Below are 18,149 nucleotides of genomic sequence, written 5' to 3' on the forward strand. Positions count from 1 at the left end.
TGCTCGAGCCCCACCCCCCCCCCCCCCCCCCCCCCCCCCCCCCCCCCCCCCCCCCCCCCCCCCCCCCCCCCCCCCCCCCCCCCCCCCCCCCGCCCTCAGTCGTCGGTGTCCGGGGTGTCGGTGTCGGGGGTGTGGGTTTCGGGGGTCTGGTCGACGGGGCTCTCGGCGGGCGAGTCCGCCGTCTCCGGGGAGGCGTCCACGTCGCCCACGGCGGCGTCGGGGGCGTCGGGCGTGTCGTCGGGGCTGTCGTCGGCGGCGACGGCGACGGCGGCGGGCGTGGACGGGGCCCCGTCGTCGGCCGTGGCGACGCCGATCCCGGCCAGACCTAGCCCGGTGAGCGCAGTGCCGACGGTGACGACCTTCCAGGTGGCGGCGGGCTTGCGGGTCATGGGCGTTCCTCCTCCGGAGCGGGTGGTGCGCTGACGTGGACCACGGTGCCCGGCGCAGGTGAGGCCGCCAGGAAAGCGCGATGAGCCCTCTCTCATGTCGGCGGGCGCGCGCTCACCGCACACCGGCCCACTCCTCGGCCAGGGCGACCCGGGCCTCGGTGGCGGGAGCCCGGTCCGGCTGCTGCACCCGAAACGGGCCGGTGGCGAGCCCCACCAGGACACCGGCCACCCGCGACCGCAACTGGCCCTCCGGCCAGCGCCCGGCGAGCAGCTCCTGCACCCGTTCCCGGTAGGCGGCGATCGGCGCCGAGTGGCCGGAGAGGTGCTCCAGAAGGACGAGGTGGCCCAGGAGGGTGGCCCAGTCGTCGATCCGGGCGCCCGCCCCGGCGGTGTCCACGTCGAGCAGGCCGACCACCGTCCCGGCATCCACGAGCAGCTGTGCCTCGTAGAAGTCGCCGTGCACCGGGACCAGCGGGTGCTGACCGGCACCTGCGGCCACCGCCGCGGTGAGCCGGTCCAGGCGCGACGTCAGGGGAGGGTAGAGCGTGGCCAGCACGTGGGCGTGCGACCGCACCGGCGGAAGCGGGTCGCCCGGGTTCCGGCGCCGCGCCGCGGCGGGGAGCTCGGGTAGCCGGTCCAGCAGCGCCTCCAGCGACCGCGGGTCGGGCAGTTCCGCGGCGTCTCCGGTCAGCGCCGACCGCATCGACGTGCCCGGCAGCCCCGGCAGCACGACGACCCCGTCCCCGGTGCTCGCCAGCACCGGCGGCACCGGCACCGCCGGGGCCAGGGCGGCGTGACGGGCGACCAGCTCCGCGACCGCCGCTGGACGCACCACCTTGAGGAACCAGCGCCCGGCCGGGGAGGCGACCTCGACCACGGCCCGGCGCCCCGGGCGGTAGGCGCGCAGCCGCAGCCTGGGGCTGCCGACGTCGATGCCCAGGGCGCCCAGCTGCCGCGCGGTCCGCGCCGCCGAGGTGGCCCAGGCCAGGCCCGGCAGCGCGGGGTCCAGCGGCCACCGCCACGCGCCCACGGTGACCGGCCGGCCGGCGACCTCGCCCTCCAGCACGGCGGCGCCCGGGGGGATCGCCGCCCCGGTCGTGGCGGCGAGGGACTCGCGGGTGGACCGGCCGTCGGCCCAGTCGACCACCGCGGTCCACCGGACGGTGGCGGAACCGTCGGCGCGCAGGTTCACCGAGGTCGCCGTCAGGGTGCGCAGCCGGCCGGAGAGCGGGTCGAGGACAGTGGTCCACAGATCACCGGCGGGTTCGCCGAGCAGGACCTGCAGCGAGGGCGGCCACCACGGCGGCACGGGGGGTGGATCGAGCCGGGCAGTGTCCACGCGGTCACCCTCGCTCCGCGAGGTGAGCGGCCGGTGAGACCGGGATGAGGACGCTCTCACCGGCCGTCCGGTCACCAGCGGCCGCGGTGCACGACCTCGTCGACCCCCCGCCGGCCGCGGCGCAGCGACGGGGAGCGGCGGTCGTCGCCCCCGGGGTAGCCGACCGACACGCAGCCGACCGGCCGGTACTCCTCCGGCACACCGAACGCCGCCCGGAACGCCTCGACCCGCTCCCCGGGAACGCCGAAGAAGCAGGCGCCGAGCCCCTCGTCGACGGCGGTCAGCAGCATCAGCAGCGACGCCATCCCCGCGTCGACGTCCCAGTACGGCACCGGCCAGCGGGCCTCGTCGCGGTCGGTCCAGCCCTTGTCCGGCTCGGCGTAGCGGTCGAGGTAGGCGCTCTTGTTGGCCAGCGGCACGATCAGCAGCGGCGCCCGGCGCATGCGGGTGAGCCACCGGTCGGGTGCACCCTCGTCGGTGGTGGCCGTCCAGAACCGGTCGCGCTCCTCGGGCGTCTCCAGCACCAGGAACGCCCAGCCCTGGCTGAAGCCGGCCGACGGCGCCCGGATGGCGTGCGCCAGCAGCCGCTCGCGCACCTCCGGCGGCACCGGGCGGTCGGGGTCGTAGTCGCGCACCATGCGGCGACGGCGGACGACGTCGGCGAACTCCACGACCCCAGCCTGTCACCCGCGCGACCGGGTCAGGCGCTCCGCCCGAGCCGGGCCAGCACCCGCGTGGTGCGGTCGGCGTCCCCGGGCACCTCGACGGCGGGGCGGCAGATCCCGTCCATGTGCAGGGCCGGGCCGAAGCCGTCCGCGCCGGCCTCGATCCGGTCGAGCTCCTCGGCGGTGAGCCCGGCATCGGTGCCGACCGCGCGGGCGAGGTCCCAGCGGTGCACGACCATGTCCCAGACGTAGAACTGCTCGAAGGCCGCGCCGACCGTCGTCGGACCGAAGAAGCCGTCGAACTCCCGGGCCGCCACGGCGTCGTCGGACACGGCCCCGGCCACCCGCTCCGCGTGCTCGCGCCAGGCGGCGGCCGGGTCGGCGGCGACGTCCGGCGCGCCCCCGAGGTCGACGCCGTGCGTGGTGAGGAAGTCCCGTTGCGTGCCGATCAGGTGCCCGACGACGTCGGCGGCGGTCCAGCCCTCGCACGGCGAGGGGCGGGCCCAGCCGGCCGGGGGCACGGCGTCGAGGAGCTGGCGGAGGGGACGGTCGGCTGCCTGGTGGCTCGCGGCGGTGCGGTTCATGCCCCGGAACGTAGGAGCGTGCGGCAGGCTCGGTCTTGATGGAACCCGACAGCCCCGCCGCGATGGACCTCGTGGAGCGGGCGCACCTCAGAGACCCCGGCGACGCGTCCCACGCCATGTACCGGTACGCCGCACCGGCTGAGTTCGACGGGTTCCTCCAGCGCTTCTGGATCCCGGTGTGGTCGGTGCCGCCGGGGGAGGAGGCGCCGCAGGCGGTGCTGCAGTACCCGGTGGCGCTGGTCGTCGTCGCCCGGGACTACGCCCGGTTCTACGGCGTCGTCCCGGGGCTGTCGGTGACCAGGCTGACCGGCGCGGGCTGGGCGGTCGGCGTCATGTGCGCACCCGCCGCGGGGGCGCTGATCGCGGGCGGGCCGATGAGCGGGTTCACCGACCGGCACGTCGACGTCGCCGACGTCCTGGGCGACCGGGGGGAGCGGCTGACCGAGCGGGTCCGTGCGGCGATGGGCCCGGACCCGCACGCGCCGGAGGGGCACACGGCGGCGATGGCCGCGTTCGGCGACGCGCTGCGGCCCTGCCTGCCGGTGGACGAGGAGGGCCGGCTGGTCAACGAGGTCGTCGCCTTCGTGGAGGGGAACCGCGAGGTCGTCCGCGTGGCCCAGGTCTGCGAGCGCTTCGACCTCTCCGAGCGGTCCCTCCAGCGGCTGGTCCGGCGCCGGCTGGGGCTGAGCCCGAAGTGGCTCATCCAGCGCCGCCGGCTGCAGGAGGCCGCCGAGCGGCTGCGCGGCGCCCCGGCGAACCTCGGCGAGGTGGCGGCGGCGCTGGGCTACGCCGACCAGGCGCACTTCACCCGCGACTTCGCCCGGGTGACCGCCATGACCCCCGGCCGGTTCGCCGCCCGGTACGCGCCGGGGAGCTGACGCCGACGCCGGCCGGGGCGGTCCCTACGCTGGTCACCGTGCCGAAGCTGCAGCTGCTCCCCGCCGTCGACGTCGCCGACGGCCAGGCCGTCCGTCTCGTGCAGGGGGAGGCCGGGAGCGCCACCTCCTACGGCGACCCCCTCGACGCCGCGTTGCAGTGGCAGCGCGACGGCGCGGAGTGGGTGCACCTGGTCGACCTCGACGCCGCCTTCGGCCGGGGGAGCAACCGCGAACTCCTGGCCCGCGTGGTCGGTGAGCTCGACGTCGACGTCGAGCTCTCCGGGGGCATCCGGGACGACGCGTCGCTCGAGGCGGCGCTGGCCACCGGCTGCCGGCGGGTGAACCTCGGCACCGCCGCCCTGGAGTCGCCGGAGTGGTGCGCCCGGGCCATCGCCGAGCACGGCGACCGGATCGCCGTCGGCCTCGACGTCCGCGGCACCCGGCTGGCCGCCCGCGGCTGGACCCAGGAGGGCGGGGAGCTGTACGAGACCCTCGCCCGGCTGGACGCCGAGGGCTGCGCCCGCTACGTCGTCACCGACATCACCAAGGACGGCACGCTCAAGGGGCCGAACCTCGACCTGCTGCGGGAGGTCTGCGCCGCGACGGCCCGGCCGGTGATCGCCTCGGGCGGGGTCAGCTCGCTCGACGACATCCGCGCCCTGGCCGGGCTGACGACGATCGGCGTCGAGGGCGCCATCGTCGGCAAGGCGCTCTACGCCGGCCAGTTCACCCTGCCCGAGGCGCTCCGGGTCGCCTCCGGGGACGGCGACGGAGAGCTCGCGTGACCGTGCTCAACCTGGGGTCGGCGAACCCCTGGGAGCCCGTCGTCGGCTACAGCCGGATCGTGGTCCGCGGCGACACGGCCTGGGTGAGCGGGACGACGGCGGTCGTCGACGGCGTCGTCGCCCACCCGGGCGACGCCGCGGCGCAGACCCGGCAGGTGCTGGCCACCATCGAACGCTCCCTGGAGCGGGCGGGCTTCCGCCTCGCCGACGTCGTCCGCACCCGGATGTACGTCACCGACATCAGCCGCTGGGAGGAGGTCGGGCGCGCCCACGGCGAGGTGTTCGGCGACATCCGGCCGGCGTCGACGATGGTCGAGGTGTCGGCGCTGATCGACCCGGAGCTGCTGGTGGAGATCGAGGCCGACGCCGTGCGGGAGCCCGCGGCATGACGCTCGCCGTGCGGGTGATCCCGTGCCTCGACGTCGACGCCGGGCGGGTGGTCAAGGGCGTCAACTTCGTCGACCTGCGCGACGCCGGCGACCCGGTGGAGATGGCCCGGGTGTACGACGCCGAGGGCGCCGACGAGCTGACCTTCCTGGACATCACCGCCAGCTCCGGGAACCGGGAGACGACCTACGACGTCGTCCGCCGCACCGCCGAGAGCGTCTTCATCCCGCTCACCGTCGGCGGCGGGGTGCGCGGCGTCGAGGACGTCGACAAGCTGCTGCGCGCCGGGGCGGACAAGGTCGCGGTGAACACCGCCGCCGTCGCCCGGCCCGAGCTGATCGCCGAGATCGCGCACCGCTTCGGCAGCCAGGTGCTCGTGCTGTCGCTGGACGCGCGCCGGGTGCGCGACGGCGCGGTCACCGACTCCGGGTACGAGATCACCACCCACGGCGGGCGCCGGGGCACCGGCCGCGACGCCGTGGAGTGGTGCGTGCAGGCTGCGGAGCTCGGCGTGGGGGAGATCCTGCTCAACTCGATGGACGCCGACGGCACCCGGGCCGGCTTCGACACCGACCTGATCGCCCAGGTGCGCCGCGAGGTCGCCGTCCCGCTGATCGCCAGCGGGGGAGCGGGCGCGGTCGAGCACTTCCCGCCGGCGGTCGCGGCCGGCGCCGACGCCGTGCTGGCCGCGAGCGTCTTCCACTTCGGCCAGCTGCGGGTCGGCGACGTCAAGGCCGGTCTGGCCGCGGCCGGGGTGCCGGTGCGCCGCGAGGGCGACACCCCGCTCGGCTAGCGGGACGCCCCAGGCCGCCGCACGGCCCCGATCGCGGGTGGGCGCTGCTCCCGGCCGGCTGATCACGGGGACGCCTTCCCTCCGCCGGGAGTTCGCCTTCCGGTCAGCCCGCCGCCACCTCCGTAGGTCACGGTGCCCCGAGCAGACGAGGGGAGCGGTGATGCAGGAGCACGGCAGCCACCACCACGGTGGTCACCACCACGGTGGTCACCACCAGCACGGCGGTGACCACGAGGACGGTGCCGGGCGGACCGACGAGGGACACCGCGGCCTGCGGCGTCGCGACGTCCTGGCCGCGGGGGCGGCCGGCGTCGCCGGCGGGCTGCTGCTGCGACCGGCCGGTGCCCTCGCCGCCCCCTTGGGGCCTCGCGGCGTCGCGGGCGCCGAGCGGGTGTCGCGCCTCGGCCGGCGGGCGCGCCTGGCGCACGCCGACCTGCACAACCACAGCCTCCAGTCCGACGGCTCCGGGGATCCCGCCCTGGCCTTCGAGTCGATGCGGGACGCAGGTCTCGACGTGGCCGCGCTCACCGACCACTCGACGGTCTCCAAGCCGCTGGGCCCGATCGACGCCTGCGCGGCCTTCCCGCCGCCGCAGCCGGGGAGCGAGGACCCGTGCCGCTCGCTGGCCGGGATGAACCAGCAGGCGTGGGAGAACACCCGCCGGTACGCCGACGCGGCCGACGACCCCGGCGAGTTCACCGCGCTGCGCGGCTTCGAGTGGTCCAGCCCGCTCCTCGGGCACGTCAACGTGTGGTTCACCCAGGACTGGACCGATCCGCTGAGCACCGCCGGCTTCAGCCTCTCCAGCCTGCTGCAGCTCGGCCTCACCGAGTCCGGGATCGCCGCGGCGCTCGGGCCGCTCGGGCCGCTCGGCCAGCAGCTGCTGGACCTCATCCGCCGGTCGGAGCCCCGCGGGATGGCGCTGTTCTACGAGTGGCTGCGCCGCTCTCCGCAGACCCCGCTCGTCGGGGGCGGCGCCGACGGGCTGGCGGGTTTCAACCACCCCAACCGTGAGCCGGGGGTCTTCGACGCGTTCGCCTACGAGCCCGCGCTGAGCGACCGGATCGTCTCCATGGAGATCATGAACCGGCGCGACGACTACCTCTTCGAGGGCTGGGCGGCGGGGTTCCCCAGTCCGCTGGTCGCCTGCCTGGACGCCGGCTGGCGGGTCGGGCTGCTCGGCGTGACCGACGAGCACGGCACCGACTGGGGGGAGCCGGACGGCAAGGGGCGGGCGGGCCTGTGGGTCGACCAGCTCGACCGCGGCGGGGTGCGCCGGGCGCTGGCGGCGCGGGACTTCTTCGCCACGAACGTCCGGGGCCTGCGGCTGGACGCGACCGCACAGGGCAGCTTCATGGGCCGGTCGGTGCCCCACCGCGCGCGCGACGTCCGCTTCGAGGTGGACCTGGACCGCGGGCCCGAGCACGCCGGCGAGGAGGTCGAGATCCAGGTCCTGACGTCCGGCGACCGGGCCCCCACCGTGGTGCACGTCGAGTCGGTGCGGGTGCCGGATCCGAGGGAACGCCGGCCGATCCGGTTCCGCGCGCCGATCGACCGCGACTCCGCCTCGTGGGCGGTCCTGCGCATCGCCGACCCGACGAAGCCGAACCTCAGCCCCGGGCCGGAAGGGCACCCGTGCAACAACCTGGCCCTGGCGTACAGCAGCCCGTTCTGGTTCGAGGGAGCCAGCCGCCGGCCCCGCGGTGGCGGCCGGCCACCGGTGACGGCGCGAGGAGAGGCGGCTGACCTGCGGGACCTGCTCACCCGCGGTCACTGACGTCGGGGGGCCACGGTCACCCGGGCGACGTCGCGGCGGCCGGAGGCCCACAGCAGCAGCTCCATCGGCTCACCGGTGACCGTGCGACCGCCCGCACCGAAGCGCTTCTCCACGCCGGGGTCGTCGCTGCGCCGGAGCACCAGCCCGCGGCGTCCCGCGGCCCGCCGGCCGAAGAGGGCGGCCGCCGACCAGAGCTGGTCCTGCTCCGACCGCGGCAGGTCCCGCGGCTCCCAGCCCGGCTGGGCGCGGCGGACGTCCTCGTGGTGGATCGCGAACTCCGACAGGTTGAACGCCCGCGCGGCGGCCGGCAGGGCCATCGGCGACCACGCCGGTGGTCCGCTGCGCACCTGGTCGACCACCTCCGCGTACGGCGTCGACCCGCGCAGCCGGTCCTCCAGCCGGTGCGACCACCAGGCCAGGCGCGCACCGCCGGGCAGCATCTCCAGGCCGTAGCCCGGGAGGGCGTCGGGTCGCCGGTCGCGGACGGCGAGGTGCGCGGCCAGGTGCGCGGTGGTCCAGCCCGCGCAGCACGTCGGTGCCTCCGGGCCCAGCTCGTCGAGGAGGTCGGCCAGCGCGGCGCGCTCGCGGTCGACCAGGGACGGGGAAGAGTCGCTCACCCGGCGGAGTTACCGAGGAAGCCCGGGCCCGAAACCCGGCGTGCACCGGTGCGCGGGGTCGTTTAGCCCCACTAACGATCGCGTAGCATCCAGGTGCCTGCACCGACCCCGAGGAGCTCCGTGTCCCGCCGCCGAGACGCCGTCGTCCGACGGGGGCTGCGTCACGTCCGGCGGGCGATCGCCGAGCAGCCGGGCATGTTCACCCTCGCGCTGCTGGCCAGCAGCCTCTACGGCGCCATGACGGTCGCCAGCGCCTACGTCATCGGGGAGATCACCGACCGGGTGCTGCTGCCCTCGTTCGACGACGGCGCCACCACCACAGCCGCCCTGACCCTGGCGGCCGTCGCCATCCTCGGCGTCGCCCTGCTGAAGATCGTCGGCATCCTGGGCCGCCGGCTGTTCGCCGGCGTCATGAGCTACCGGTTGCAGGCCGAGTACCGCCGCCGGGTGACCGGCCAGTACCTGCGGCTGCCGCTCTCCTGGCACCAGCGCCACCCCACGGGGCAGTTGCTCTCCAACGCCAACTCCGACGTGGAGTCGGCGTGGTTCTTCGTCGCGCCGCTGCCGTTCGCCTGTGGCGCGCTGGTGATGATCGCGATCACCAGCGTGGCGCTGGTGCTCACCGACCCGCTCCTGGCGCTGGTCGGTCTCGTGGTCTTCCCACTGGTGTTCGCGGCCAACGGCGTCTACTCCCAGGTGATGAGCCCGCGGATGCAGCGGGCGCAGCAGCTGCGGGCCGAGGTCAGCGAGATCGCGCACGAGAGCTTCGACGCGGCGCTCGTGGTGAAGACCCTCGGCCGCGAGGACACCGAGACCGAGCGCTTCGCCGCCCGGGCCGACGAGCTGCGCGACGGGCTGATCGCCGTCGGCCGGGTGCGCGGGGTCTTCGACCCGATGATGGAGGCGCTGCCGAACCTCGGCACCCTCGCCGTCCTGCTCATCGGCGCCGGCCGGGTGGCCGAGGGCGCCACCGACGCCGGCGACCTGGTGTCGATCGCCTACCTGTTCACCCTGCTCGCCCTGCCGATCCGGGCCATCGGCTGGGTGCTCGCCGACCTACCGCGTGCCCTGGCCGGGTTCGACCGGGTCACCCCCGTCCTCGAGGCGACCGGGGAGACCCCGTACGGGCCGGATGCCGCCGTCGCGGGTGCCGGCGGCGCCGGAGTGGCGCTGCGCGACGTCGCTTTCACGTTCGACGGGGGCAGTCGTCCCACGCTGACCGGCGTCACCTTCGACGTGCCGGCCGGCCGCACGGTGGCCGTGGTCGGCCCCACCGGGTCGGGCAAGTCCACCCTCGCCGGCCTGCTGGTGCGCCTCGTCGACCCGGCCGACGGCGCGGTGCTGCTCGACGGCGTCGACCTGCGCCGGCTGCGGGAGGGCGAGGTGAGCGGCCAGGCGGCGTTCGTCGCGCAGAGCGCCTTCCTCTTCGACGACACCGTCCGCGGCAACGTCACCCTCGGCGCGCCCGTGGACGACGACGAGGTCTGGGCCGCGCTGCGCGTCGCGGCGGCCGACGACTTCGTCGCCGCGCTGCCCGACGGCCTGGACACCCGGGTCGGGGAGCGGGGCGCGTCCCTGTCCGGCGGCCAGCGGCAGCGGCTCGCGCTCGCCCGCGCCGTGGTCCGCCGTCCCCGGCTGCTGGTGCTCGACGACGCCACGAGCGCCGTGGACCCCGCCGTCGAGGCGCGCATCCTCGACGCGCTGCGGGGGAGCGGGGCGCCGACGACCGTGGTGGTGGTCGCCTACCGGCAGGCGACGATCGCGCTGGCCGACGAGGTCGTCTGGTTCGAGGACGGCCGAGCCGTCGCCCGCGGCACGCACGAGCAGCTGCTGGCCGAGGTGCCGGGGTACGCGGCGCTGGTGCAGGCCTACGCGCAGGCGGAGGTGCCGGCGTGACCGCCGCGACGCGGCTGGAGGACCGCCCGTCCGAGGGCGCCCTGGCCACGCTGCGCCGCGGCCTGCGGATGATGCCGGAGTTCCGGCGCGGTCTGCCGGTCACCTTCGCCCTGGCCCTGGTCGCCACGGCCGGCCGCGTGGTGGTGCCCATCGCCGTGCAGCAGGTCATCGACCGCGGCCTGGGTGCGCCCGGAGGTCCGGATCTCGGGCTCGTCACCTGGGTGGTCGCCGGCTGCGCCGTCGTCGTGGTGCTCACCGCCGTCGCGGTCTACCGGATGAACGTCCGGCTGTTCCGCACGACGGAGACCGCCCTCGCGGGTCTGCGGGTGCGGGCGTTCCGGCACGTGCACGACCTCTCCGTGCTGCACCAGCAGGGCCAGCGGCGCGGCTCGCTGGTCTCCCGGGTGACCAGCGACGTCGACCAGCTGTCGGTCTTCATGCAGTGGGGTGGTGTCCTCGGGCTGATCAGCGTGGGGCAGCTCGTCGTCGCCACCGCCGTCATGGCGGTCTACTCGTGGCAGCTGACGCTGCTCGTCCTGGTCTGCTTCGTGCCGCTGGTCTTCGCCGTCCGCTGGTTCGCCCGCCGGCTCGTGCAGGTGTACGGCGTGGTCCGGGAGCGCGTCGGCGACGTGCTCGCCGCGGTCTCCGAGTCGGTGGTCGGCGCCCCGACCGTGCGGGCCTACGGGGTGCGAGCCCGCACCGCCGCGCGGCTGGACGCCGCGATCGACCGGCACTACCGCGCCCAGGTCGACGCGCAGAAGGTGACCGCCGCGGTGTTCGTCAGCGGCGAGTTCGTCGCCGCGGTCGCCAACGCCGCCGTGGTGGTCGTCGGGGTCCTCCTCGGGTTGGCCGGCGACATCACCCCGGGCACGCTGGTGGCCTTCCTCTTCCTGGTCACCCTGTTCGTGGCCCCGGTGCAGACCGCCAGTGAGGTGCTCAACGAGGCGCAGAACGCCGTCGCCGGCTTCCGCCGGGTGCTCGACGTGCTCGACACCGAGCCCGACGTCCGCGACCCCGCCGTCGCCGCCCCCGACCGGGTGCGGGAGCTGCCGGCCGGGCCGCTGGGCGTCCGCTTCGAGCACGTCACCTTCCGCTACGCGCCCGGTGCGCGGGCGGCGCTCGACGACGTCGACCTCACCATCGCGCCGCGCACCCGCGTGGCGATCGTGGGGGAGACCGGCTCGGGCAAGACGACGTTCGCCAAGCTCGTCACCCGGCTCATGGACCCGGCCGGGGGGCGGGTGCTGCTCGGCTCCGACGCCGGTGGCTGGGTGCCGCTGGCCGACGTCGCCTTTCCCTCGCTCCGCGCGCGGGTGGTGATGGTGCCGCAGGACGGGTTCCTGTTCGACGCCACCGTCGCCGACAACGTGCGCTACGGCCGCCCGGGCATGACCGACGACGACGTCGTCGCCGCATTCGACGACCTGGGTCTCGGGGGGTGGGTCGCCGGCCTGCCGGCGGGCGTGCGGACGGCGGTCGGGCAGCGCGGGGAGTCCCTGTCGGCCGGCGAGCGGCAGCTGGTCGCCGTCGCCCGCGCGTACGTGGCCGACCCCGACCTGCTGGTGCTCGACGAGGCGACCAGCGCCGTCGACCCGGCCACCGAGCGGCGGCTGACCCGCGCGCTGGACACGCTCACCCAGGGCCGGACGACGCTGACCATCGCGCACCGGCTCTCCACCGCCGAGCGGGCCGACGAGGTGCTCGTGGTCGACGCGGGCCGGGTGGTGCAGCGCGGCACGCACGCGGAGCTCGTCGACGCCGAGGGCCCCTACGCCCGGCTGCACGCCTCGTGGCGGCGCTCCTCGACCGGGGAGCCCGAGCCGGTCGCCTGAGCCGTCGCGGCGGCGGCGCCGTCGGGGGCGCACGCGGCGGCGCAACTCGCCCGCCCGGGGGGACGCGCCCGGCAGGGCGCGCCCGCTAGCGTCGCCCTGTGGACAACGGACGCATCGAGGCAGACGTCGTCGTGGTGGGAGCGGGGCTGGCCGGACTGGTCGCCACCGCCGAGCTCGCCGACGCCGGCAAGCGGGTGATCCTGGTCGACCAGGAGCCCGAGGCGTCGCTGGGCGGGCAGGCGTGGTGGTCCTTCGGCGGGCTGTTCCTCGTCGACTCGCCCGAGCAGCGCCGGCTGCGGGTGCGCGACTCGCTGGAGCTCGCCCGCCAGGACTGGTTCGGCACCGCCGGCTTCGACCGCGACAGCGACCACTGGCCCCGGCAGTGGGCCGAGGCATACCTGCAGTTCGCCGCGGGGGAGAAGCGCGCCTGGCTCAAGGAGCAGGGCATCGGCTTCTTCCCGGTCGTCGGGTGGGCCGAGCGCGGTGGCTACACGGCCACCGGGCACGGCAACTCGGTGCCGCGCTTCCACATCGTCTGGGGCACCGGCCCGGGCATCGTCGAGCCCTTCGCCCGCCGGGTGCGGGCGGCCGTCGACGCCGGCCTGGTGCAGCTGCGGTTCCGCCACCGGGTCTCGGAGCTCGTGGTGAGCGGGGGAGCGGTCACCGGCGTCCGCGGGGCGGTGCTCGAGCCCAGTGACGTCGCCCGCGGCGAGGCCAGCTCCCGCGCCGAGGTCGGGGAGTTCGAGCTCGCCGCGCAGGCCGTCGTCGTCACCTCCGGCGGGATCGGCGGCAACCACGACCTCGTCCGGAAGAACTGGCCGGCGCGCCTGGGTCCGGCGCCGCAGCGGCTGCTGTCGGGCGTCCCGGCGCACGTCGACGGCCTGATGCAGGAGGCCACCGTCGCCGCCGGCGCCAGCATGGTCAACGGCGACCGGATGTGGCACTACACCGAGGGCGTCGCCAACCACTCGCCGGTCTGGGCGCGGCACGGCATCCGCATCCTCCCCGGCCCCTCGTCGCTGTGGCTCGACGCCACCGGCCAGCGGCTCCCGGTGCCGCTGTTCCCCGGGTTCGACACGCTCGGGACGCTCGCGCACATCGGGCAGACCGGCCACGAGCACACCTGGTTCGTCGCCACGCACAAGATCGTGGAGAAGGAGTTCGCGCTGTCGGGGTCCGAGCAGAACCCCGACCTCACCGGCAAGGACCTCCGGCTGCTCGCCACCCGGGTGAAGGCCGGCGTCTCCGGCCCCGTCCAGGCGTTCCTGGACCGGGGCGAGGACTTCGTCGTCGCCCGCACCCTGCCCGAGCTGGTCGCGGGCATGAACCGCGTGACCGGCGGCACGCCGGAGCTCGACCTCGCCCAGGTGGAGCGGGAGATCGTGGCCCGCGACCGCGAGGTCGGCAACACCTTCACCAAGGACCTGCAGATCACCGCCATCCGCGGCGCCCGCAACTACCTCGGCGACAAGCTGATCCGCGTCGCCCCGCCGCACCGGATCCTCGACCCGGAGGCCGGGCCGCTGATCGCCGTCCGGCTCAACGTCATCACCCGCAAGAGCCTCGGCGGGCTGGAGACCGACCTCTCCGGTCGCGTGCTGCGGCCGGGCGGGGAGGTCTTCAGCGGCCTCTACGCCGCCGGTGAGGTGGCCGGCTTCGGTGGTGGCGGCGTGCACGGCTACCGCTCGCTGGAGGGCACCTTCCTCGGCGGCTGCCTCTTCTCCGGCCGGGTCGCGGGTCGCGCGCTCGCGGCCGCCCTGTGACGGGGCGGGACGTGAGCGCACCGCGCGACCCCTGGGCGGACCCGGCGACGCCGACCGAGCCGGGGCCGGTCTACACCGGCCCGCCGCCCACGGCGCCGCCCCCCGGCTACGCGTCGCCCTACGGTCCGCCGCCGCCCGGGTACGGCCCCCCGCCCTACGGCTACCCCGGCCCCTACGGCTACGGCTATCCCGGCCCGTACGGGACGGCGCCGTTCCCGGGCGGTCCGGTGCCGCCCCGGGCCGGGCGCCGGCCGGGTCAGGTCGTCGGCGCCGCGGTGCTGAGCTTCGTGCAGGCGCTGCTGGTCGCGGTGGCGTCGCTGTACGTGTGGTTCTTCGCCTCGCTCGCGGAGATGGCGGTCGAGCAGAGCCCGGGTGCCGCCCCCACCCAGGCCTACGTGTTCGCCCGCGAGGGCGGCACGCTCGCGGTCGTCCAGCTGATCTCGGTGGCGCTGCTGGTGGCCGCCGGGGTCCTCGCCCTGATCCGGCGCACCCGGACGGCGTGGCTGGTGCTGCTGGCCGCGCACGGTGCCCAGCTGGTGCTCGCCGTCTACTGGTGGGCGAAGCTGACCGACCTGCTGGGGCCGGCCGCGGCGGTCGAGGACGTCGGCGGGGTGCTCGCCGTGTTCAGCCTGTTCTTCGCCGCCGCCCCGCTCGTCGCGCTCGGGCTCGTGCTCTTCGGTGGCGGGCGCAGCTGGTTCACCGCCCCGCAGGGCTGACCGGGCGGCACGGCAGACTGGCGGCATGCCCGCGACCGATCCCTCCCGACCCGCGCTGGCCCCCGAGGTCGCCGCTCTGCTGCGCCGCGACCCGGCCGGCCTGGTCGCCGCCGTCGTCCAGCAGCACGACACCCGCGAGGTGCTGATGGTGGCCTGGATGGACGACGAGGCGGTCCACCGGACCCTCACCACCGGCCGGGCCACCTACTGGTCGCGCAGCCGGCGGGAGTACTGGGTGAAGGGGGAGACCTCCGGGCACCGGCAGTGGGTGCGGGAGGTGCGCCTGGACTGCGACGGCGACGCGCTGCTGCTGCTCGTCGACCAGGAGGGCGCCGCCTGCCACACCGGCGAGCGCAGCTGCTTCCACCGGGTGCTGCCGGCCGCGCAGGGGGTGGCGCCGTGAGGTTCGGGGTCACCTCGCCCTCGCGGGAGGAGTTCGCCGGCATCGACGCGGCGGTCGTCCCGGTCACCCGCCGCCTCCTGGTCGACGGCGAGACCGCCGTCGGCATCTACCGGAAGCTGGCCGGCAACCGTCCCGGCACGGTGCTGCTGGAGTCGGCCGAGCAGGGGAAGCGGTGGGCGCGGTACAGCTTCGTGGGCGTCCGCAGCGCGGGTGTGCTCACCGAGCGGGACGGGCGCACGCAGTGGCTCGGGGACGACGTGCCCGGGCTGACCGACGACCTCCCGGCCGATCCCCTCGAGGCCGTCCGGGTCCTGGCGCGGCGGCTGCGCTCGCCCCGCACGCCGGGGCTGCCCCCGCTCACCGGTGGGCTGGTGGGCTACCTGGGCTACGACGTCGTCCGCCGTCTGGAGCGGCTGCCGAGCACCAGCGTCGACGACCTGGGCATGCCGGAGCTGGCGATGATGCTGGTGACCGACCTGGCCGTGCTGGACCACAGCGACGGGTCGGTGCTGCTCATCGCCAACGCCCTGCGCGGACCCGGAGCCGAGCCCGCCGCCGCCGGCTACGAGGACGCGGTCGCCCGGCTGGACGCCATGGCCGCCGCGCTGGTCCGGCCCGCCGCGCCGGCTGTCGCGGTCTTCGAGCCGGCCGACGTGCCGGCGTCGGTGCGCAGCAACCTGGCGCCCGGGGTCTTCCAGGCCGGGGTCGAGGAGGTGCGGGAGCGCATCCGGGCCGGCGACGCCTTCCAGGTGGTGCTCGCCCAGCGGTTCGAGCTCGAGACCGACGTCGCGGCGCTGGACCTCTACCGGGTGCTGCGGGCGACCAATCCGTCGCCGTACATGTACCTGCTGCGCTTCGCGGGCCGGGAGACGCCGTTCGACGTCGTCGGCTCCTCACCCGAGGCGCTGGTGACGGTGGCCGGCACCTCGGCCGTCGTCCACCCGCCGGCCGGCACCCGGCCGCGCGGCGCCACGCCCGAGGAGGACGTGCGCCTGGCCGAGGGGCTGCTCGCCGACCCCAAGGAGCGGGCCGAGCACGTCATGCTCGTCGACCTGGCGCGCAACGACCTGGGGCGGGTCTGCGTGCCCGGCAGCGTCGAGGTGCCGGACTTCATGCGGGTCGAGCACTACAGCCACGTGATGCACCTGGTCTCGACCGTCGCCGGCGAGGTGCGGCCCGGCTGCGACGCCCTGGACGTCTTCGACGCGACCTTCCCCGCGGGCACCGTCTCGGGCGCACCGAAGCCCAGCGCCATGGCGATCATCGACACCCTCGAGCCGACGCGGCGCGCCCTGTACGCGGGCACCGTCGGCTACGTCGACGCCAGCGGCGACATGGACATGGCGATCGCCATCCGCACCGCAGTCCTGCACCAGGGGCGCGCGTACGTGCAGGCCGGGGCGGGGATCGTGGCCGACAGCGACGCCGCCGCCGAGGAGGCGGAGACCCGCCACAAGGCGCGCGCGGTGCTGTCGGCGATCGCGACGGCCGAGCGGCTGCGGGAGCTGTCGTGAGCTCGTCCCCGGGCGTGGGCCGGTCCGGCGGTGCACGGCGCGAACTGACCGCCGCCGTGGTCGGCGTCGCGCTGGCCGGGGCGCTGGCCCTGTCGACCGCGAGCCAGCGGTGGGCGGAGGTGACCGCCGAGCGACGGGCACCCCTGCCGCCGGTGAGCGGGACCCTCACCGGTGGCGCCGCGGCACCGCTGGTGACCGCCGCCGGCCTGGTGCTGCTGGCCGCGGCCGTCGCGCTGCTGGCGGTGCGCGGGACGGGCCGGCTGGTGGTCGGGCTGCTGGTGGCGGCCTGCGGTGGCGCCCTGCTGTGGTCGGGCACCCGGGTGCTGACCGGGGGAGTCGCCGACGCCGCCGCCGACCTGCCCGGCGTCGGCGGCGCCAGCGTCACCGCGACGGCGGTGGAGATCTCGCCGGTCTGGCCGGGGCTCGCCGTGGCCGCCGGGGTGCTGGCCGTCCTCGCCGGGGTGCTGACCGTCCTCCGCGGGGCCTCCTGGCCCGCGATGGGACAGCGCTACGAGCGGGACGCGGGGCCGGCGCCGGTGCGCTCGGACGAGGACCGTGCGGACGACGCCTGGAAGGCGCTGGATCGCGGGGAGGACCCCACCGAGCCGCCACCCCCGCCGCGGTCCGGTTCCGCCGTATAGCGGAACGGCCGAGGGTCGCGATGCCCGCCCCCGGGCCGGGCGGCCCGTGGCCCGCCTCTAGAGTGGTTCCACCCATCCGCCCGGGATCGACGTACGAGGAGCAGTGGCGCCGATGAGCAACCACCGGACCTCGGCCGAGGCTGCGACGACGCCGTGAACGTGCTCGACGAGATCATCGCCGGTGTCCGCGCGGACCTCGCCGTCCGCGAGGCCGCGACACCGCTGGACGAGGTGAAGGCCGCCGCGCAGGCGGCCCGGCCGGCGCGCGACGCGCTCGCGGCCCTGCGTGCACCCGGTGTCGGCGTGATCGCCGAGGTGAAGCGGCGCAGCCCGTCCAAGGGCGACCTGGCCGACATCGCCGACCCGGCCCGGCTCGCGCAGCAGTACGCAGCGGGTGGCGCGCGGGTCATCTCCGTGCTGACCGAGCAGCGTCGCTTCGGGGGATCCCACGCCGACCTCGCCGCCGTCCGCGCCGTCGTCGACGTCCCGGTGCTGTGCAAGGACTTCATCGTCAGCAGCTACCAGGTGCACGAGGCGCGGGCGCACGGGGCCGACGTGGTCCTGCTGATCGTCGCCGCCCTGGAGCAGAACGTGCTGGTCGGCCTGCTGGAGCGGGTCGAGTCCCTCGGCATGACCGCGCTGGTCGAGGTGCACACCGAGGCCGAGGCCGACCGCGCGATGGCGGCCGGCGCCTCGGTGATCGGGGTCAACGCCCGCGACCTGACCACCCTGCAGGTCGACCGGTCGACCTTCGAGCGGATCGCCCCCGGCCTGCCGTCGGAGGTCGTGAAGGTCGCCGAGTCCGGGGTCCGCGGCCCGCACGACCTGATCAGCTACGCCGCCGCGGGCGCCGATGCAGTGCTCGTGGGCGAGGGTCTGGTCACCGCCGGCGACGCCCGCCAGGCCGTCGCCGACCTGGTCACCGCCGGCTCGCACCCGGCCACCCCCCGCACCCCGCGCTGACCCGTCCCGTCGCCAGGTCCTAACCGGGTTGTCGGCCCGAAGTGGTCACCCGGGTCCTGGACCTGGTCGCTCGGCTCCGACCTGCGGAAACTGTCGTACCCCCCGCTTAACCTGCGGGTATGTCGTCGGGTGTCGGGTTCGCGGTCGGGGTGACCGTGATGCCGGTGAGCCCGCCGTCGGAGTGGGAGCTGGCCGACCCTGATCCGT

The 18,149-nt window shown here is 76.0% G+C and carries 18 protein-coding genes; 13 read left to right on the forward strand and 5 right to left on the reverse strand.

Annotated elements, in window-relative coordinates; genetic code table 11:
* Window positions 1–95: 95 nt before the first annotated feature.
* From ACI79K_RS20675 to ACI79K_RS20690, 4 genes are all read right to left on the reverse strand, one after another.
* Window positions 96–389 (reverse strand): hypothetical protein, encoded by a 294-nt coding sequence (locus ACI79K_RS20675; RefSeq protein WP_456600639.1) that lies wholly within the window; start codon window positions 387–389, stop codon window positions 96–98.
* Window positions 390–501: 112 nt separating this feature from the next.
* Window positions 502–1,728 carry a hypothetical protein gene (locus ACI79K_RS20680; protein ID WP_456600640.1) on the reverse strand — a complete coding sequence of 409 codons (1,227 nt, stop codon included), beginning with the start codon at window positions 1,726–1,728 and terminating at the stop codon, window positions 502–504.
* Window positions 1,729–1,799: 71 nt separating this feature from the next.
* Window positions 1,800–2,399 carry a nitroreductase family protein gene (locus ACI79K_RS20685; protein ID WP_456600641.1) on the reverse strand — a complete coding sequence of 200 codons (600 nt, stop codon included), beginning with the start codon at window positions 2,397–2,399 and terminating at the stop codon, window positions 1,800–1,802.
* Window positions 2,400–2,428: 29 nt separating this feature from the next.
* Window positions 2,429–2,977 (reverse strand): TIGR03086 family metal-binding protein, encoded by a 549-nt coding sequence (locus tag ACI79K_RS20690; RefSeq protein WP_456600642.1) that lies wholly within the window; start codon window positions 2,975–2,977, stop codon window positions 2,429–2,431.
* A gap of 38 nt (window positions 2,978–3,015) precedes the next feature.
* Here ACI79K_RS20690 and ACI79K_RS20695 point away from each other — a divergent pair, with 38 nt between their 5' ends.
* From ACI79K_RS20695 to ACI79K_RS20715, 5 genes are all read left to right on the forward strand, one after another.
* Window positions 3,016–3,855, forward strand: coding sequence for a helix-turn-helix domain-containing protein (locus tag ACI79K_RS20695; protein WP_456591221.1), 840 nt, complete (start codon window positions 3,016–3,018; stop codon window positions 3,853–3,855).
* 38 nt (window positions 3,856–3,893) lie between these two features.
* A complete protein-coding gene (priA, locus tag ACI79K_RS20700; RefSeq protein ID WP_456591220.1) occupies window positions 3,894–4,640 on the forward strand; it encodes a bifunctional 1-(5-phosphoribosyl)-5-((5-phosphoribosylamino)methylideneamino)imidazole-4-carboxamide isomerase/phosphoribosylanthranilate isomerase PriA in 747 nt (248 codons plus the stop codon).
* Complete coding sequence (locus ACI79K_RS20705; RefSeq protein WP_456597292.1) at window positions 4,637–5,029, forward strand: RidA family protein; 393 nt, start codon at window positions 4,637–4,639, stop codon at window positions 5,027–5,029. The genes priA and ACI79K_RS20705 overlap by 4 nt, the downstream gene beginning before the upstream one ends.
* Window positions 5,026–5,820, forward strand: coding sequence for an imidazole glycerol phosphate synthase subunit HisF (gene hisF, locus ACI79K_RS20710; protein ID WP_456597293.1), 795 nt, complete (start codon window positions 5,026–5,028; stop codon window positions 5,818–5,820). The genes ACI79K_RS20705 and hisF overlap by 4 nt, the downstream gene beginning before the upstream one ends.
* 160 nt (window positions 5,821–5,980) lie before the next feature.
* Window positions 5,981–7,597 (forward strand): DUF3604 domain-containing protein, encoded by a 1,617-nt coding sequence (locus tag ACI79K_RS20715; protein WP_456600643.1) that lies wholly within the window; start codon window positions 5,981–5,983, stop codon window positions 7,595–7,597.
* Here ACI79K_RS20715 and ACI79K_RS20720 read toward each other — a convergent pair.
* A complete protein-coding gene (locus tag ACI79K_RS20720; RefSeq protein WP_456600644.1) occupies window positions 7,591–8,214 on the reverse strand; it encodes a TIGR03085 family metal-binding protein in 624 nt (207 codons plus the stop codon). The two genes, ACI79K_RS20715 and ACI79K_RS20720, sit on opposite strands and share 7 nt — an antisense overlap.
* A 120-nt stretch (window positions 8,215–8,334) precedes the next feature.
* Here ACI79K_RS20720 and ACI79K_RS20725 point away from each other — a divergent pair, with 120 nt between their 5' ends.
* From ACI79K_RS20725 to trpC, 8 genes are all read left to right on the forward strand, one after another.
* Window positions 8,335–10,110, forward strand: coding sequence for an ABC transporter ATP-binding protein (locus ACI79K_RS20725; protein WP_456600645.1), 1,776 nt, complete (start codon window positions 8,335–8,337; stop codon window positions 10,108–10,110).
* A complete protein-coding gene (locus tag ACI79K_RS20730; RefSeq protein WP_456600646.1) occupies window positions 10,107–11,942 on the forward strand; it encodes an ABC transporter ATP-binding protein in 1,836 nt (611 codons plus the stop codon). The genes ACI79K_RS20725 and ACI79K_RS20730 overlap by 4 nt, the downstream gene beginning before the upstream one ends.
* 98 nt (window positions 11,943–12,040) lie before the next feature.
* A complete protein-coding gene (locus ACI79K_RS20735) occupies window positions 12,041–13,705 on the forward strand; it encodes an FAD-binding dehydrogenase (protein WP_456600647.1) in 1,665 nt (554 codons plus the stop codon).
* A gap of 11 nt (window positions 13,706–13,716) precedes the next feature.
* On the forward strand, window positions 13,717–14,421 hold the full coding sequence (locus ACI79K_RS20740; RefSeq protein ID WP_456591212.1) for a hypothetical protein: 705 nt from the start codon (window positions 13,717–13,719) through the stop codon (window positions 14,419–14,421).
* Between the two features lie 25 nt (window positions 14,422–14,446).
* Entirely contained in the window at window positions 14,447–14,824 is a 378-nt protein-coding gene (hisI, locus tag ACI79K_RS20745) for a phosphoribosyl-AMP cyclohydrolase (RefSeq protein WP_456591211.1), read from the forward strand.
* The gene (locus ACI79K_RS20750) at window positions 14,821–16,338 is read left to right on the forward strand and encodes an anthranilate synthase component I (RefSeq protein WP_456591210.1); all 1,518 of its coding nucleotides are present in this window, start codon (window positions 14,821–14,823) and stop codon (window positions 16,336–16,338) included. The genes hisI and ACI79K_RS20750 overlap by 4 nt, the downstream gene beginning before the upstream one ends.
* Window positions 16,335–16,979, forward strand: a complete 645-nt coding sequence (locus tag ACI79K_RS20755) for a Trp biosynthesis-associated membrane protein (protein ID WP_456600648.1) — start codon at window positions 16,335–16,337, stop codon at window positions 16,977–16,979. The genes ACI79K_RS20750 and ACI79K_RS20755 overlap by 4 nt, the downstream gene beginning before the upstream one ends.
* Before the next feature lie 153 nt (window positions 16,980–17,132).
* Window positions 17,133–17,942, forward strand: coding sequence for an indole-3-glycerol phosphate synthase TrpC (gene trpC, locus ACI79K_RS20760; protein WP_456591208.1), 810 nt, complete (start codon window positions 17,133–17,135; stop codon window positions 17,940–17,942).
* Window positions 17,943–18,149 lie beyond the last annotated feature (207 nt).

The sequence above is a fragment of the Blastococcus sp. SYSU DS0616 genome, from assembly GCF_054051015.1.